The 15953-nt window shown below is 52.9% G+C and carries 13 protein-coding genes; 4 read left to right on the forward strand and 9 right to left on the reverse strand.

What is annotated here, in order from left to right:
* Window positions 1-10 precede the first annotated feature (10 nt).
* The 6 genes from BUB30_RS21815 to BUB30_RS21840 form a co-directional block, all read right to left on the reverse strand.
* A complete protein-coding gene (locus tag BUB30_RS21815; RefSeq protein WP_221408775.1) occupies window positions 11-880 on the reverse strand; it encodes an alpha/beta hydrolase in 870 nt (289 codons plus the stop codon).
* Window positions 881-1143: 263 nt separating this feature from the next.
* Window positions 1144-1500: a hypothetical protein gene (locus BUB30_RS21820; protein WP_073138174.1), complete on the reverse strand. Its 357-nt coding sequence runs from the start codon at window positions 1498-1500 to the stop codon at window positions 1144-1146.
* A 211-nt stretch (window positions 1501-1711) separates the two neighbouring features.
* Window positions 1712-3340 carry an amidase gene (locus BUB30_RS21825; protein WP_073138176.1) on the reverse strand — a complete coding sequence of 543 codons (1629 nt, stop codon included), beginning with the start codon at window positions 3338-3340 and terminating at the stop codon, window positions 1712-1714.
* Window positions 3341-3473: 133 nt separating this feature from the next.
* Window positions 3474-5885 carry an ABC transporter permease gene (locus tag BUB30_RS21830; RefSeq protein ID WP_073138178.1) on the reverse strand — a complete coding sequence of 804 codons (2412 nt, stop codon included), beginning with the start codon at window positions 5883-5885 and terminating at the stop codon, window positions 3474-3476.
* Window positions 5886-6030: 145 nt separating this feature from the next.
* The gene (locus BUB30_RS21835; protein WP_073138180.1) at window positions 6031-6939 is read right to left on the reverse strand and encodes an SPL family radical SAM protein; all 909 of its coding nucleotides are present in this window, start codon (window positions 6937-6939) and stop codon (window positions 6031-6033) included.
* 11 nt (window positions 6940-6950) lie between these two features.
* The gene (locus BUB30_RS21840; protein WP_143165029.1) at window positions 6951-7385 is read right to left on the reverse strand and encodes a nuclear transport factor 2 family protein; all 435 of its coding nucleotides are present in this window, start codon (window positions 7383-7385) and stop codon (window positions 6951-6953) included.
* Window positions 7386-7476: 91 nt separating this feature from the next.
* Between BUB30_RS21840 and BUB30_RS21845 the strand changes: the two genes are divergently transcribed.
* Window positions 7477-8373 carry a serine hydrolase gene (locus BUB30_RS21845; RefSeq protein ID WP_073138182.1) on the forward strand — a complete coding sequence of 299 codons (897 nt, stop codon included), beginning with the start codon at window positions 7477-7479 and terminating at the stop codon, window positions 8371-8373.
* Between the two features lie 25 nt (window positions 8374-8398).
* Here the strand turns inward: BUB30_RS21845 and BUB30_RS21850 are convergent, their stop codons facing one another.
* From BUB30_RS21850 to BUB30_RS21860, 3 genes are all read right to left on the reverse strand, one after another.
* Complete coding sequence (locus tag BUB30_RS21850) at window positions 8399-8782, reverse strand: helix-hairpin-helix domain-containing protein (protein ID WP_073138184.1); 384 nt, start codon at window positions 8780-8782, stop codon at window positions 8399-8401.
* A 16-nt stretch (window positions 8783-8798) separates the two neighbouring features.
* Window positions 8799-9188 (reverse strand): VOC family protein, encoded by a 390-nt coding sequence (locus BUB30_RS21855; protein ID WP_073138186.1) that lies wholly within the window; start codon window positions 9186-9188, stop codon window positions 8799-8801.
* A gap of 121 nt (window positions 9189-9309) precedes the next feature.
* Window positions 9310-10041, reverse strand: coding sequence for an AraC family transcriptional regulator (locus BUB30_RS21860; RefSeq protein ID WP_073138188.1), 732 nt, complete (start codon window positions 10039-10041; stop codon window positions 9310-9312).
* A gap of 146 nt (window positions 10042-10187) precedes the next feature.
* Here BUB30_RS21860 and BUB30_RS21865 point away from each other — a divergent pair, with 146 nt between their 5' ends.
* The 3 genes from BUB30_RS21865 to BUB30_RS21875 all read left to right on the forward strand — a co-directional run bounded on the left by BUB30_RS21865 (window position 10188) and on the right by BUB30_RS21875 (window position 15883).
* Window positions 10188-11564, forward strand: coding sequence for a glucuronyl esterase domain-containing protein (locus BUB30_RS21865; protein WP_073138190.1), 1377 nt, complete (start codon window positions 10188-10190; stop codon window positions 11562-11564).
* Between the two features lie 231 nt (window positions 11565-11795).
* A complete protein-coding gene (locus BUB30_RS21870; RefSeq protein ID WP_073138192.1) occupies window positions 11796-14231 on the forward strand; it encodes an ABC transporter permease in 2436 nt (811 codons plus the stop codon).
* A 287-nt stretch (window positions 14232-14518) separates the two neighbouring features.
* The gene (locus tag BUB30_RS21875) at window positions 14519-15883 is read left to right on the forward strand and encodes a Gfo/Idh/MocA family protein (RefSeq protein WP_073139608.1); all 1365 of its coding nucleotides are present in this window, start codon (window positions 14519-14521) and stop codon (window positions 15881-15883) included.
* Window positions 15884-15953 lie beyond the last annotated feature (70 nt).

Below are 15953 nucleotides of genomic sequence, written 5' to 3' on the forward strand. Positions count from 1 at the left end.
CCTTAAAATGTTATTGCTGGTGGAAGCTTACGCTGATGAATTTTAGTACTTCGGGTAAGGCGGTTCTCCAGTAGGTCCAGTTGTGGACGCCTTCGCGGACGCGGAATTCGTGGGGAATTTTTTTGTCGATGAGGGCGGCGTGGAGGGCCATGTTGCCTTTGATGAGGAAGTCTTTGTCGCCGCAGTCGATGTAGAAGCGGACTTTTTTCAGTTCGTCGGCGTTGGCGGTTTCGATGATCTTGAGGATGGAGTTTTTGTTGTAGTGCTCCGTCAGGCGGTCTTTGCCGGTGAGGTCTTTTTTGCCATAGAGATTGCCCATCACATTGTTCCACATGTTGGGGTCGCCGTTGATGATCTCTTCGTCTGTGAAAACGCCGGAACTCAGGGGTGCGGCAGAAGAGAACAGTTCAGGGTGTTTGGTGGCCATGATGAGCGTGCCGTAGCCGCCCATCGACAAGCCGGCGACTGCGCGGTATTGTTTTGTTGGGCGCGTGCGATAGTTGGCGTCTATGTAGGGAATGAATTCTTTGATGAAGAAGTCTTCATACTTCACTTTGCCATCGTAGCTGTTGATGTACCAGCTCACCCCCGCGTCGGGCATCACGATGATCATCGGCGCTACTTCGCCCTGGAGTTTGTCGGCAATGATCTGGGCTTCGCCAAATTGCGTCCATCCCGTTTCGTCGTCGCCATAGCCGTGGAGCAGGTAGAGCACGGGATATTGGCGGTTGGATTTGTCATAGTCGGCCGGCAGGTAAATGTTGTATTCCACGTCTTTGCCGAGCGCGGCGCTTTTTACTTTCAGACTTTCTTTCACCAGGCCTTGTTGAGCAAAGGTGGTAGTGGTGACAAGCAAGAGGAGGTAACAGAGTTTTTTCATGCGCATACAGTAGGGTTCAGGATTGTAGAACCACAATGTATTTAAAATAAAATTGATTTGGTAGGGAGGATACAGGGTCGGTATAAAATGAAAGTGCCCACGCTGCACGCTGTGCTTCCGGCGGGAAGGTCTGCGAGGCAGGGTGGGCTGAAGAAACTGATTCTGTATGATCCCGGGAGGAGTGAGAAGGAGCCCTTCCGAGGAACCGATCAGTTACTTCCTTTCTTGTGCGTCAATCAAACAGAAACGATTTGGCTGACCCACTATTCTTTGATGGGTTTGCCGTTGCGATCGAAACGATAGGTTTTGGTCATGTCGCCTTCTTTCATTTCCACCAGGTACATGTCGCTGGATTTGCTGCGATAGAGGGCGGCATTTTCCCAGCCTTTGTACATGGCGCTTTGAAGCGCTTGTTGCACGGGCTTCGGCACGTCGGCCGCCTTGATCCTCACCATGTCTTTGGTGTAGTTCGTGCTTTGCGCCAACGGCGGTTCGATAACTTGCGGATTGCCTTCACGAATATTTTCGGTCGTGTCGGCAGCGATTTGTGCAAAAGCGCAGGACATGCTCACCAGGAACATTCCGGCAACAAAGGGTAAGGTAATTTTTAGGTTTTTCATGGCTTTCGGTTTTTAGGTAAGAAATCCATTTTGATGAACGCCTAACAATCGCGTGCCAATTTATCCGCCAAAGCGGAACACTGAAATGCCGATGAAAAATGCCGATTTCAGCCCACTGGGCCGTCGCAACGTTTTGTGGATTTGCGAAGTTCGGAAACGGTCTGCTGAGAAATCTCTACAGTAAAAAATGAAGAATGCCGAATGAGGATGGTCAGTTGCCGGGGGCGAAGGTGGTCAGGAACGCCGGGACCGTTCTTTTGTGCGACAACTGCTCATAGGCAAAGGCGATCGTGATGAGGACCGGCTCGGCATAGGCTGTACTAAAAAAATTAAGTCCCACCGGCAACCCTTCAACGGTCCCCATCGGAACGGTGATGTGCGGATAGCCTGCCCGGGCCGCGGTGCTGTAGGCGCCATAGCCATTGAAGGCATCGCCGTTCACGAGGTCCGTACACCACGCAGGACCATTGGCGGGTCCGCAGACAGCGTCCAGTTTATTTTCGCGTAATGTGTTGTCAATCGCTGTTCTGGCAAGGGTCAGCGTTTTCTTTACCGATTCTTTGTACTCGGGGTTGTCGAGGTCACCCAGGGCTTCGGAGGCTTCCAGTATTTCTTGTTTAAAAAAAGGCATAGCCTCGTGTTCGTGCTCGCGGTTGAAAGCGATGAGCGCTTTCAGGTCTTTCACTTTTGCCGCCGGGGCTGCGGCCAGGTATTGGTTGAGGCCATGTTTGAATTCATATTTCAAGACGTTGTAGCCTGCCGGTCCCAGATCTTTCATTTGTGAGCGAACGTCTACTTCCACGACGGTGGCCCCGGCCTGCTTCATCAGGTCGATCGCATTTTGAAAAAGGGTGTCCACGGCTTCGTGTCCTTTCAACAATGTTTTTTCAACACCGATGCGTTTGCCCTGAAGTCCCTTGGCATCCAGGAAAGCGGTGTAGTCCGTATGGGATTTGCCCTGGCTTGTGGCAGTAGCGGCATCGGCGGCGTCAACCCCGCATAAAGCGCCCAGCAGGATGGCGGCATCTTTTACGGTGCGGGTCATGGGACCGGCCGTATCCTGTGTGCTGGAAATGGGAATGATGCCCGATCGGCTCCACAGCCCCACCGTTGGCTTGATGCCCACAACGCCGTTGAGAGACGACGGGCAGGCAATCGAGCCGTTTGTTTCCGTGCCGATGGCGATCGCACAAAGGTTGGCCGCTACCGCGGTACCTGACCCTGAACTGGAACCACAAGGATTGCGATCCAGCACATAAGGATTCCTGGTCTGTCCACCGCGACTGCTCCACCCGCTGCTCGATCGTTCGGACCGGAAGTTGGCCCACTCGCTAAGATTTGTCTTGCCCAGCAACACTGCACCAGCCTCCCGAAGACGCGCAATGATAAAAGCGTCGTGCGTGGCAAGGTTGCCGATCAATGCAATCGATCCGGCGGTGGTCATCATTTTGTCGCCAGTGTCGATGTTGTCTTTCACCAGCACGGGGATGCCGTGGAGGGGGCCACGCACTTTGCCGTCTTTGCGTTCTTTGTCCATCGCATCGGCAATGGCAAGGGCGTCGGGATTCAATTCTAAAACGGAGCGCAAGGCCGGGCCTTGTTTGTCGATGGCCGCGATGCGTTTCAAATACAATTCAACAATGGCCCGTGACGTGTATTCGCCGCGTTGCATTTTTTGTTGCAAGATCTCAAGCGTCGCTTCCTCCAGCGGGAACGCGGTGTCTGTTTCCGGGTTGGCGGCGCTGGTTGGGGAGGTATGCGACTGACAGGCCGCTTGCAACAAGACCGGGAGAGTTATTCCCGCCAAGGCGCTGGTTTTGAGGAAATCTCTTCTTTTCATGGTTTAGGTTGAGCCGTGTGCTGGCTACACGCCCTCACCGGATCGATGACGAATATAACAAGCCGGCAAAAGAAACCGGTGTTGGGGACACGGGTTTCTATACGTAAAAGCGAAAAAAGATTATCGGGAAGCTCTATTCATTGCGCAAGGCTTCCACCGGGTTAGCCAAGGCCGATTTAATGCTTTTGTAGGAAATGGTGAGCAGCATAATGACTACGGTCAACCCCATTCCCAGTGCAAACATCCACCATGAAAGGGAGATGCGATAGGCAAAGTCGTGCAGCCACCCATCCATGAAATAGGCTGCCAGTGGCGCGGCGATAACAAAGGCGATGAAGAGCAGCGTGATAAATTCTTTGCTGAACAATCCCACGATCTGCGCGACCGAAGCGCCCAGCACTTTCCGGATCCCGACCTCTTTGGTTTTGCGCAAGGCCATGAACGAAAGCAGCCCGTAAAGCCCGAGACATCCGATGCTGATCGTGAGCAATGCAAAGACCGTGAATCCTTGGTATACCAGGTGTTGCATCGCATATTTTCTCGCAATGGCGTCGTCAAGAAATACATAAGAATAGATGCCGTCGGGCGATCCGGCTTTCCAGGTCTTTTTGATGAAGGCCAGGGCCTCGTCCATGTTTTGATCTTTTGCAATCTTGATGTTGGCCAGTTCCAGGAAGGGTTTCCAATTGATGAGCACGCAAGGACTGATCTCTTCTTGTAGCGACTCGTTGTGAAAATCCTTGACAACACCCACAATGGTGCCTTCGCCTTCGTTGATCGTGAGGCGTTGGCCGATGGCTTGTTCGGGTGTCCAGTGCAGGGCGGTGATCAGTTTCTCGTTTACGATAAATTCTTTTAGGTCGTCTTCCACCTTCGTGAAGTTGCGACCTGCCAGAAGCGTGAGCTTGTAGAAAGAGAGATAGTTGAGGTCTGCACCCTTCATCTCGGCTTCCTGTCCTTCTTCTTCCGGCTGGTTGGGCAGGCGGAAGCTGGTGCCATAGCGGTATTGATAGCTGGCCTGGGGACTGCTCGATGAAAAGCTGACATCGGCGATAGCGGGATGCGTCAGCCATTGGTCGCGCAACGTTTCGTAATGCTCCTGGTCATGCAGGTAGGTAGTCACAATAGCATCGGTAGAGAAACCCAGGTCTTTGTTTTTGAAGTATTTCATTTGCGCTGCCACGACGATCGTGCCGATGATGAAGAGCTGTACGATGGCAAACTGAAAGACGATGAGCGAGCGGCGGAAGGTGATGCCCTGCTCGCTTCCACTACTAAACTTGCGCTTCAGTGCCTCGATGGGCCGGTACGATGCCATGACCACCGCCGGATAAACGCACGCCAGCATCATTACCAAGACGCCGATCGCCAACGCCGTGAGCAGCGCCTGAGCATCCATTGCCAAATGAAGGTTGATGATGGCAAGCGCCTGGTTGATATATCCGAGCGCCATTTGCGTCAGCGCGAGTGAGGCGGTGAGCGTGAATCCGAGCAACAAAAGATTTTCACGCAAAAACTGCATTACCAACCCAAACCTCGAACTGCCCATCACTTTGCGGATGCCGACTTCTTTTGCGCGGTTGGCCGCTTGTGCCGTGGAGAGGTTGATAAAATTCACGCAGGCGATCAACAAAATAAAAAATGCGATGCCTGTGGCGGCATAAATGAATTTCTGCGGCATCGTATAGCTGCCCGGTCCCGCACCATAAACTATATCATTGTGCGCTTCAGTGATGGGTTGAAGCGCATACGTAATGCGGCGGTCGTCTTCGGGCTTGAGGTATTTTTTCTTCCAGCTGGCAATGCGATGTTCCAGGTCTTGAACGGATTGACCCGCCTGTAGCGTCACAAATGTAGTGCCCTGATAATTTCCGGACCAATTGTTAGCGGAATAGGTATTGTTCCTTTTAAAGAATTCATAGGGAATGAGCAGGCTGTATTGCAGACTCGTGTTGGGTGGTGCATCGGCGATGAGGCCGGTCACGGTGAGTTCATCTTTATTTTCCAGCAGAATGTGTTTGCCAAGGATGGATTGCTTTTCGCGCATGGAGGCTCCAAAATATTTCAGGGCGACGCTTTCGGTCAGCACCACAGCGTTAGGTTGAACCAGTGCTGCCTCCGGGTTGCCGGCCAGCCAAGTGAAGTCGAACACCTGCGGATAGAAAGGATCGACCATGAGCACACGATCCTCTTCGTAGCGCGCCACATTGCCATGTTCGTCTTCGATCTTGAAAAGGCGATGGTGAGGGCCCGCAGCTTGTGTGACGAGGGGGATTTCTCTGAAGTCGTTTCGCAGCGCTTCGGCCAGCGGATAGGCCGTGGTGTTCCAATGTAGCACCTCTTCGGCGCTTTTAAAATTTTCAACCACGCGGTAGGTACGCGAAGCTTTTTGATGATAGGTGTCGAAGCTCTTCTCGTAGCGGATGAAGATGGTGATGGCCAGGCAGCACGTGATGCCGATGGAAAGCCCCAGCAGGTTGATGAAGGTGAATGATTTGTGACGCATCAGATTGCGCCAGGCCAGGGTGATGGGCTTGAGGGTCATAGACTTATTTTTTATGGACTTGCAGGCTCAGGCCTGGCATCTTTCAGTGATCTATCTAATGGCTCTTCCAAATTCACACCAAAACCGCAGCGTGCCAGAAAACGCTGAAAAACGCGTTTTCCCTGCGATGTTTGTTCAACCACGGTCAGCCCTGTACGCTACCGGACTGTTCCAGGATGGTGTTTTTCAACCGGTGAGCTTCGCTCAGCGACTTCACTTTTGAAGCGAATGCATCACGATACCAACGGGGCAGCTGTCCGCCGGAGGCGAAAAGCTTCCGGTATTTTTCGGTCAAATGGGGATAATGTTTTTCGATGGCCCGCAAGACGAGCGTCTTGCTGTCGGCGGGTCCGTCGCCGAACAGGGTGAGTGTGGCCGGGAAAATATATTTTGCACCAACCGTTTCAAACGTGGAGAACATGTGGTGGAGATTTTCTCCCGTGTCGGTCACGTAGGGTATGAGGGGCATCAGACTCACTCCGCTATGAAAGCCCGCCGCCAGGGTTTCCCGTAACGCTTGCAGGCGTAGGGTGGGCGATGGGGCGCCGGGTTCAAAAAGTTTGCCCACCGCATCGTCCAACGTAGAGAACGAGAACGTGATGAGGGCCGCGTGGGAGAGGAGGGGTTGGAGGTCGGTGGGGAGGATACTTTCCCGGTCGATCCGTTTCAGGATGTCGAAGTCGCGGACGACACGGTTTGATTTGGTGATGACGTGCACCGGAAACCGATAGTGTAACAACATTTCCAGGAGGTGGCGGGTCACCTGCGAATCTTCTTCCACAGACAAGTAGGGATCCGTGGCCGAAGAGACCACCACGATGCCGTACTGTCCTTTCTTTGCGCGGAGTTTGAGTTGCTTCTCCAGCACCTCCAGCACATTGCTTTTGAGACTTAGCTTCTCCTCCATGTGCTCGCCGTATTTGCTGCCGCGGATGTAGCAGTACAGGCAATTGAAGGCGCACCCGCTAAAGGGATTCACCGTGTAGTCGTCGAGGAACCAGGCATCGCGGCGTTTGGTCTTGCTCAGGACAGACTTGACGACAACCTGGCGCAACGTGGGGGAGGTTAGAGCTGTTCGGCCGAGCCGGCAAAGGTTTGCCGCACGATCTTGCCGTCGCGGATCACGAACGTGTCCGAAGCATAGGGCAGCTTGAATTTCGGCACGGTGGCTTCCCACAGGATGTATCCCAGGTCGTCTTCCACGATGGTTTTATTCACCTTCATGGAGGTGGAATCTTTTGGGAAAACAATAAAGGCCTGGGCATAGCTTTCGCGGATCTCTGCCAAGCCCCGGAAGGTTTTGTCGGGGGTGATGAGGATGGACTCGTCGGTGTAGTCCGACATGAGAGCATCCAGGTCGCGGTCCTGGAACGATTGCCAATGGTGTTCGATGACGGACCGGGTTTGCGCCTGGTCAACAGAAGTCTGTGCTTCTTTCTTCTGCGCGCAGCCAAAGGCGAGCAAGGCGCCAACAAGGAACAGGAACGGAATTCGTTTCATGCGGGTAATCGATTTAAATTTCAAGATAGTGATTTGAAACGGTTTTGTATTGCTAAATTTAGAGACCTTAACCTTTTCGTCGACAACCTGTATGGTCCAACGCCTAATTTCCGTGCTCCTGGTTGCAGCAGTGGCCACCTTCTCTTCCTGTCAATCCGATCACGATAAAGTCAAAGAAACCATAACCCAAGCGTTGGCCGGCCAGCAGGGAACCTTTGCCGTGGCCTTCAAAGACCTGTCGACCGGCGAAGAGCTCTTCATCAACGAGCACATGCCCTTCCATGCGGCCAGCACCATGAAAACGCCCGTGATGATCGAAGTGTTCAAACAAGCCGCCGAGGGCAAATTTTCCCTGACCGATTCCATCCTCATAAAAAATGAATTCAAAAGCATCGTCGACGGCAGCCCCTACCACCTCACGGAAGATGATGACAGCGAATTTGAATTGTACCGGCAAGTGGGAAAGAAGCGCACCCTGCAATCGCTGGTCTACGAAATGATCACCGTGAGCAGCAACCTGGCCACCAACATCGTCATCGAATGGGTTGACGCCAAAAAAGTAACACAAACTATGCACGACCTCGGCGCAAAAGACATCCAGGTGTTGCGCGGCGTGGAAGACGACAAAGCCTTTGAGCAAAAGCTAAACAACAGCGTGACCGCCTACGACCTCATGCTCATCTTCGAAAAGCTGGCCAAAGGCGAGGCCGTAAATCCCGAAGCCTCGAAAGCCATGATCGCTATTTTACTAGACCAAAAATACAACGACATCATCCCCGCCAAACTCCCGCGCGATGTCAAAGTAGCCCACAAAACCGGCTGGATCAAAGGCCTCCACCACGACTCCGCCCTCGTCATGCTACCGGATGGACGGCAATATGTATTAGTGTTATTATCGAAAGACCTCAAAGATGAAAAGGCCGCTGTAGAAGCGTTGAACGACGTATCAAAAACGCTATATGATTACGTGGTATCAAAAAAGAAATAAACCGAAACGCACTATTTTAGATTTCCTAAACTCTTTGCGCCTTAGCGTCTTTCTTGCCCGCCGAAACTTTAGCGAAGGTGGGGCGGTTTAGTCCTTCTCGTATCGCACGATCCTTCTCCACACTACTCATCTTGACTTTATCCATCCAATTCCACCACTTCAACTTCTCCGGATCACGCGCCTTATTCACCGTATTCGCAAAATAGATCGCACACCGAAACGTATACAACATACAAATATCCTGCACCTGCCCACGCTCATCGTTATGCAACACATACAATTCCTCCGCACGCTTCCCCTTCAAGTCGGCCACCGCCCGGATCCCCATCCGCCAAAGATCATTCGCCACCGCCTTCCCTACACCTGGAATCTGCTGCAAGGCCTTTAGACTTTCCTGTTTATCATTCATAACAAAAAGAATTTGATCATCCCATAGGTGTACAAATCTCCACCAAAAAACCATCCGGGTCCCTCACATACGCCACCGTTTGGCTGTGTGACTTATGAGCTGCCTTAGCTTCCTCTGTAGCCCCGGCCGCGATCGCCTTCTTGTAAGTCCCCTCCACATCGTCGGTCGTGAACCCGATCTCGATGCCAAACGGTCTTTCTTTTAAACTGCTGATTTGAATTTCGCTTTTCAAATTGCTTTGTGCTTGTGGGATGCTGGCAAAAGAAAGCGTGGTGGCACCCGTTTCCAGTTCGCCATAAGCATCACCCGCTACAAATTTCCGTTTCAATCCAAAAGCTTTTTCATAGAAGGCAATGGAGCGTTCAACATCCTTCACATAGAGAATGGTGTAGCCGAATTTTATCATAAAAAATAAGTTAGTGTGAATGTTTCCTGTTAGCCCGAACCAACCGTTTAGTTCACCGGTCCGTTAAGCTAACAAAGGTGCCGTTTTAAAATAAAAAGTTTTTAGTAAAAACCCGACAATTTCAGGATGCTATCCGCGACAGCGTGAGACCGGAATAACGCTTCACATCTTTCAGCATGTGCGCATGATCATAATACCCCATGTCAAAAGCGATTTGTGCAAAGCTTGCCTTCGGACAGGCCTCGATCTTCTTTAGCGTACTTTGAAACCGAACCTGTTTACACACTTCCTTCACGGTAGCGCCGGCACGCGATTGAAAGAGACGCTCGATTTGCCGCTCGGTGATGTGATGACGGGATGCCAGCTGTTGCACGGATATATTGCCGTTGACCGCCAGGATCGTTTCAGAAAGTGAGACCACCAACCGGTTCTTGTCATTCAGCCGCTGCAGAAAATACGCGTCCAGCTTTTGGACCACGCCCGTGGCGGCTGGGTTGATCCCGGGGAAGAAAAAATCGGACGGCGTGAGCATCTCGGTTTGATCGGCCATGCCCTGGAGCGGAATGCCCAACAAGGCATAGATGCCAAACGGCTTGAAGCGAATGCCTAGCAGATGGGACTCGGCTGGTGTCTGAACCTGGTGAAAATGCGTCATAATGCCGACGAGGTATTGATGTCCGTGTTTCAGTGTTCCGCCGGTAACCGCCACGTCGGCGCCTAACGAAAAGATAATATCGGAGCAGGCGTCGGAAAAGATGTTGCTGGCCGCAGACGATCGACCCGTTTTGGACGACCAGTAGCAGACAATGTACGGCAGCAGCAAGGGATGGGGTGTGAATTCCTGGTACGACATACGTTCAAATTTACAGGTTTTGGTGGGAACCGGGTGATGGCCTCGCGCCGGCGATGTAAATTCATTTCATCGGGGGATGATTATGTTGAATATTAAACGTAAAGATGATCCCGGCGGACGAATGGACATCCTAAATCAACCCCATCATGAAAGAACGCTCTTCTAAGGTCATCGTTTGCTTCCTGCTTATTTCAAGCGCGCTCTGCGCCCACGCCCAGCGCAAGCTGACACCCGCCGAGCAAGCCCGTTGGGACAGCCTGAAGCGGATCACGGAGCAGGACTACAAAACGATGCTGGCCAAACTCCACATCGACTCCACCCGCCGCGGACCCTCCGGCAACCCGCAAGCGCCCAACGCGGCCAACGCAGACGAAGCAAAGGCGTCGCCCTACAAGGTTTTGCCCGATCCACTGGTGCTGAAGAATGGAAAACGCGTCACTTCTCCGGCGCTGTGGTGGGAGAAACGGCGGCCGGAGATCGTGGAGGATTTTGACCGCGAAGTGTATGGACGTGTCCCGGCGAATGTGCCCAAGGTGCATTGGGAGGTTGTGAGTACCGTCAACGAAATGAACGGCGAGATCGCCGTGGTCACCAAAAAACTGCTCGGTCACGTGGACAATACGGCCCATCCGTCCCTTACCGTAAACATCGACCTCACCCTGACCACCCCAGCCCAAGCCAGGGGGCCGGTGCCGGTGATGATGGAATTGAGTTTTGTCTTCCCTCCCGGATTTGCCCCGCCGGCGCCACCCGCGGGCACCAAACCCGAACCCGACTGGAAACAACAGCTGCTTGCCAAGGGCTGGGGCTATGCCCAGATCATCCCCACCAGCTTCCAGGCCGACAACGGCGGGGGCCTCACCCAGGGCGTCATCGGCCTGACCAACCAAGGCCAACCCCGTAAACCCGACGACTGGGGCGCCCTGCGCGCCTGGGCATGGGGCGCCAGCCGCGCGCTGGACTATTTTGAGACCGATAAAGCTGTCGATGCCAAACGCGTGGGCATCGAGGGACTGTCGCGTTTTGGAAAAGCTGCGCTGGTGACAATGGCCTATGATCCTCGCTTTTTCATTGGCTTTATCGGGTCTTCCGGCGCGGGGGGTGCAAAAATATTGAGACGTGTTTTTGGAGAGCAGGTGGAGAACCTCGCCGGATCGGGGGAATATCATTGGTTTGCGGGCAATTTTATAAAATATGCCGGCCCGCTCACGCCAAACGATCTGCCCGTAGATGCCCATGAACTGATTGATCTCTGTGCCCCACGGCCGGTGTTTATCAGTGTTGGCTCCCCGACGGTCGAAGGGCAATGGGTCGATGCCCGGGGAATGTTTCTGGCCGGCGTGCATGCGGGACCGGTCTATAAACTCTTGGGTAAAAAGGACCTGGGTACTGCTACTTTTCCGCCTATGGAAACCGGGTTGTTGGATGGCGACATTGCTTTTCGTCAACATGCCGGTGGGCACACGACCGGTCCCAACTGGCCAACCTTTCTCGGCTATGCCGACCGTTATAGCCATAAATAGAACAGTAACGTTCGATAGCGGGATTTTCTTTTTTCGTGTAACCATCTTCAGATCACGAAGTATCCTGGAGACGGTAGTGCTATCCGCTACAGAATACATAGGCTTGAGGTCAGAATAATGACAGCTCGCGACAGCGGATAAAAGGGAAGTCTTTGTACAACTTAAATTGCTTGCCCTGCATCGGATAGATATAGTCATCGAGTTCGTAGGCGATAAAAAAACAAACCCATCATGATCAGAAATTACTTCACCCTGGCCATCCGGAACTTGCAGAAGCGCAAGCTGTATTCGTTCATCAACATCTTCGGCCTGGCCATCGGCGTTGCCGTGTGTCTGGTGATCCTGAAGTATGTTGATTTTGAGTTGAGCTACGACACGTTTCATCCCAACGCAGCAAACGTCTATCGCACCACCACCATGTCGTACCGCGCCGGCGAATTCCGGGGCAACAGCATTATTTCCGGGTATGCGCAAGGTCCGGCGATGTTGGCCGACGTGCCGGAAGTGAAGCGCTATATTCGTACGCACCCCATGTATGGTGGCGCGGTGGTCATCTACAAACGCGACAACGGCGACCCGTCGACCTTTCACGAGGAGAATATGCAATTTGCCGACTCTACCTTTCTGGATGTGTTTACCTACACGGCGTTAGAAGGCGACTTGAATACCGCGTTGGACAATCCCGCCTCCGTCGTGATCACCAAAAAAATGGCCGACAAATATTTCAAACCGGGTGAAGATCCGCTGGGAAAAATATTGAAGATCTCCGGCGGCTGGGCCGATGGCGATTATGAAGTGACTGCCGTCCTGAAAGAAGTTCCCGGCAACTCGCACTTTCAGTTTGATTTTCTTTTTCCCACGCACAATCTCCTGCGCAATGAACAATACACCCACGACAACGGGTGGGGCTGGAATAATTTTGTGACCTATGTCGAACTCCATGATCATACCGATCCCAAAAAAGTGGAAGCTAAATTGCCCGCCTTTGTGGACAAATATCGCGGCAAGGACCTGGCCGAATCCAACAGCAAAAATGTGTTGAAGCTTCAGCCTATATTGGATATTCACCTGAGCCCCGGCCTGGACTATGAGTCAAGCGCGACGGTGAGTGTGAACACCATTTACTTTTTTGTGGTGATCGCCATTTTTGTGCTGGCCATTGCCTGGGTGAACTACATCAACCTGTCTACCGCCCGGGCTATGGAACGCGCGCGCGAAGTGGGTATCAAGAAATCGGTGGGAGCACATCGCAGCCAACTGATCGGCCAGTTTATTTTTGAATCGGTGCTGGTCAATTTCATCAGCGTGGTGCTGGCGACGCTGCTGGCCGTGGGCTTGTTGCCCGTGTTGGGCGACATCGTTGGAAAGGATCTGACGTTCGACTTTGGTGATTATCGGTTTTGGGTGGTGTTGACCACCTTGTTCCTCATCGGGTCGTTTGTTTCGGGGATCTACCCGGCCTTCATCCTGTCGTCGTTCAAGATCACGGAAGTGCTGAAGGGCAAAGTGGAGAAGATGACCGGCGGATTTTCGTTGCGCAAAGCTTTGGTCGTGTTCCAGTTTGCATCGTCGCTGATCCTCATCGCCGGCACGTTTGCGATCTACCGGCAAATGATCTTTATGAAGAACCAGGACAAAGGTCTGACCATGGACCAGATGCTGATCGTGAACGGCCCAAGTGTTTTGGATCGAAAGAGTGCCAAGATGCGGCTCATGTCGTTGAAGGATCAAATAAAAGAAGTACCCGGTGTTACCGGTGTGGCAACGTCGGCAGCGATTCCCGGCGGTGGCTATAACTGGGGTACGGGCATGCGGCGTTCCGGGACGGAGCAACAGGAAAGCAAGGACGGTAAAGTGGTTTGGGTCGATCCCGATTTCGTATCCACCTATGGCATCACGATCCTGGCCGGTCGCTCCTTCAATCCCTCCATTGCCTCCGATATGCGGTCGGTGCTGGTCAACGAAGCCGCCCTCACCACCTTTGGGTTGGGCACTGCCGAGCATGCGCTCGAAGAACGCCTGTTGCTGGGCGGTGATACGGTGCAAATCCTTGGCGTTTTAAAAAATTATCATTGGAACTCGCTGAAAACGGAACACAGTCCCTGGCTGTTAAAAGCCGATACGATCTCCGGTCACAACTACTCCATCCACATCAACAGCAACAACATGCAGACGACGATCGCCAAGATCGAAAGCCTCTACAAGGAAGCGTTCCCCGGCAATCCGTTCGATTATTATTTTCTCGACGATTTCTTTAACAGCCAATACAAATCAGAGCAACAGTTCGGTAAGATCTTCAGCATGTTTTCGATGCTGGCCATCGTCATCGCCTGTTTGGGATTGTGGGGATTAGCGTCTTTTACAACGGCGCAGAAATTGAAGGAGATCGGCATCCGGAAAGTGTTGGGTGCGTCGGTTGGTAGCATCATGTCGTTGTTGTCGTGGCAATTCTTTAAGCTGGTGTTGATTGCCAGTGTTATCGCGATCCCATTGACCTGGTATGGCATTGATGCGTGGTTGGCGGGCTTTGCGTTTCGCATAGGCATGCAGTGGGATATGTTCGTTGTGCCCGTCGTCATTCTTGCCTTGCTGTCCCTGGGCACCATAAGCCTGCAAATTTTCCGCGGGGCAAACATCAACCCGGCGAAGATCTTGCGCACAGAATAAAATTACTTCCGCTCCCCAAAAAGAACCGGCGCGAGGTCTGAATCCTTTGTGTCGGTTTTTTTGTCGCCCTATCGCCCTTGTTGGTGTTCTTCACCAACAAGATCGGCGGCGAGCCCCGTTTTAGATACCTGCCTCAACGAACTTCGCCTTCAAACCAACCACCCTCGCACCACCCATCATTTAAACCATTGCGCCACCCATTATTTCATTATATTTTCGTCAGGCTGCCTCATCCAGGTTGGTGAAGAACACTAACCCCGATGACGGCCCATCCTAAACCCGACGAAATGGAAAACTTCAACATCAACCGGAGATTGTTTCTCCGCACGGCAACTGCCTCCCTTGCGCTGACCGCCATTGGTGCGCAGGGCATGGACATTATCAATCCCGCAAAAAACCTTCGGGTAGGCCTCATCGGCACCGGCTGGTATGGTAAAAGCGATCTATTCCGTCTCATGCAAGTGGCGCCCGTCGATGTGGTGGCGCTCTGCGATGTGGACAAACACCAACTTCAAGGCGCTGCCGACCTGGTGAAACAACGCGCCAAAGCAGGAAGCAAAGCACCCGCATTGTATGGTGACTACCGGAAGATGTTGGCCGAAAATCAAATGGACATCGTATTGGTGGGGACACCCGATCACTGGCATGCCCTCCAGACCATCGAAGCATTGAAGTCGGGTGCGAATGTGTATGTGCAAAAGCCCATCAGCGTCGATGTGATTGAAGGGGAAGCCATGGTGGCGGCTGCGCGGAAATATAACAAAGTGGTGCAGGTGGGTACGCAACGCAAAAGCACGCCACACCTCATTGAAGCCAAGAAAAATATCATCGACACCGGCATGTTGGGCAAGATCTCGCACGTGGAGATGTGCTGCTACTATCACATGCGCAACAATGGCAACCCGCCCGTCCAAGCCGTGCCCGATTTCTTCGACTACGAAATGTGGACCGGCCCCGCGCCGATGCGTCCATACGATGGCCTGCCTCACGTGCGCTGGTGGCGCACCTTCACGGAGTATGGCAACGGCATCATAGGCGACATGTGCGTTCACATGTTCGACACGGCGCGCTGGATGCTTAAACTGGGATGGCCCAACCGCATCAGCTCCGAAGGCGGCATCTACGTGGATAAAACCGGCAAATCCAACATCCCCGATACGCAAACGGCTGTGTTCGAATACGAAGGCCTGAATTGTGTGTGGCAGCACCGCGCCTGGGGCACACCCGCCGATCCGGACTACCCATGGGCGCTTTTTATCTATGGCGAAAAAGGAACGCTGAAAGCCAGCACCATGCGCTATGATTTTATACCGGTAGACCCCAAAGGAAAGACCATCCACCAGGACGTGGTCTACGAAAAAGAAAAATATCCCGAAGACCTCAAGGAAAAAGACATCGAACTCAACGCCGCACCGGCCACCCGCCTGCACATGCTCAATTTCCTCCAGGCGATCGAGGAACACGGAAAACCCGTGGCCGACATCGAGGAAGGCCATATTTCCACGGCCAGCTGCATCCTGGCAAACATTTCGATGAAATTGGGCCGGCCGGTTTCTTATGACGCCGCGCGGCGCGAGGTGAAAGGCGATGCGGAGGCTACCGCACTGTTGCAGCGGGCTTACCGGACGCCTTGGGTGCATCCTACAGTATAGTTTTTTTGCTCAAAGGACGCCTAGAGCGGGGTGAACAAAATTCCGCTTTTTCAGGTTAACTTTGCAGGAA

Origin of the sequence: Chryseolinea serpens, assembly GCF_900129725.1 — a bacterium.
In the GTDB taxonomy this organism is placed as follows: domain Bacteria; phylum Bacteroidota; class Bacteroidia; order Cytophagales; family Cyclobacteriaceae; genus Chryseolinea; species Chryseolinea serpens.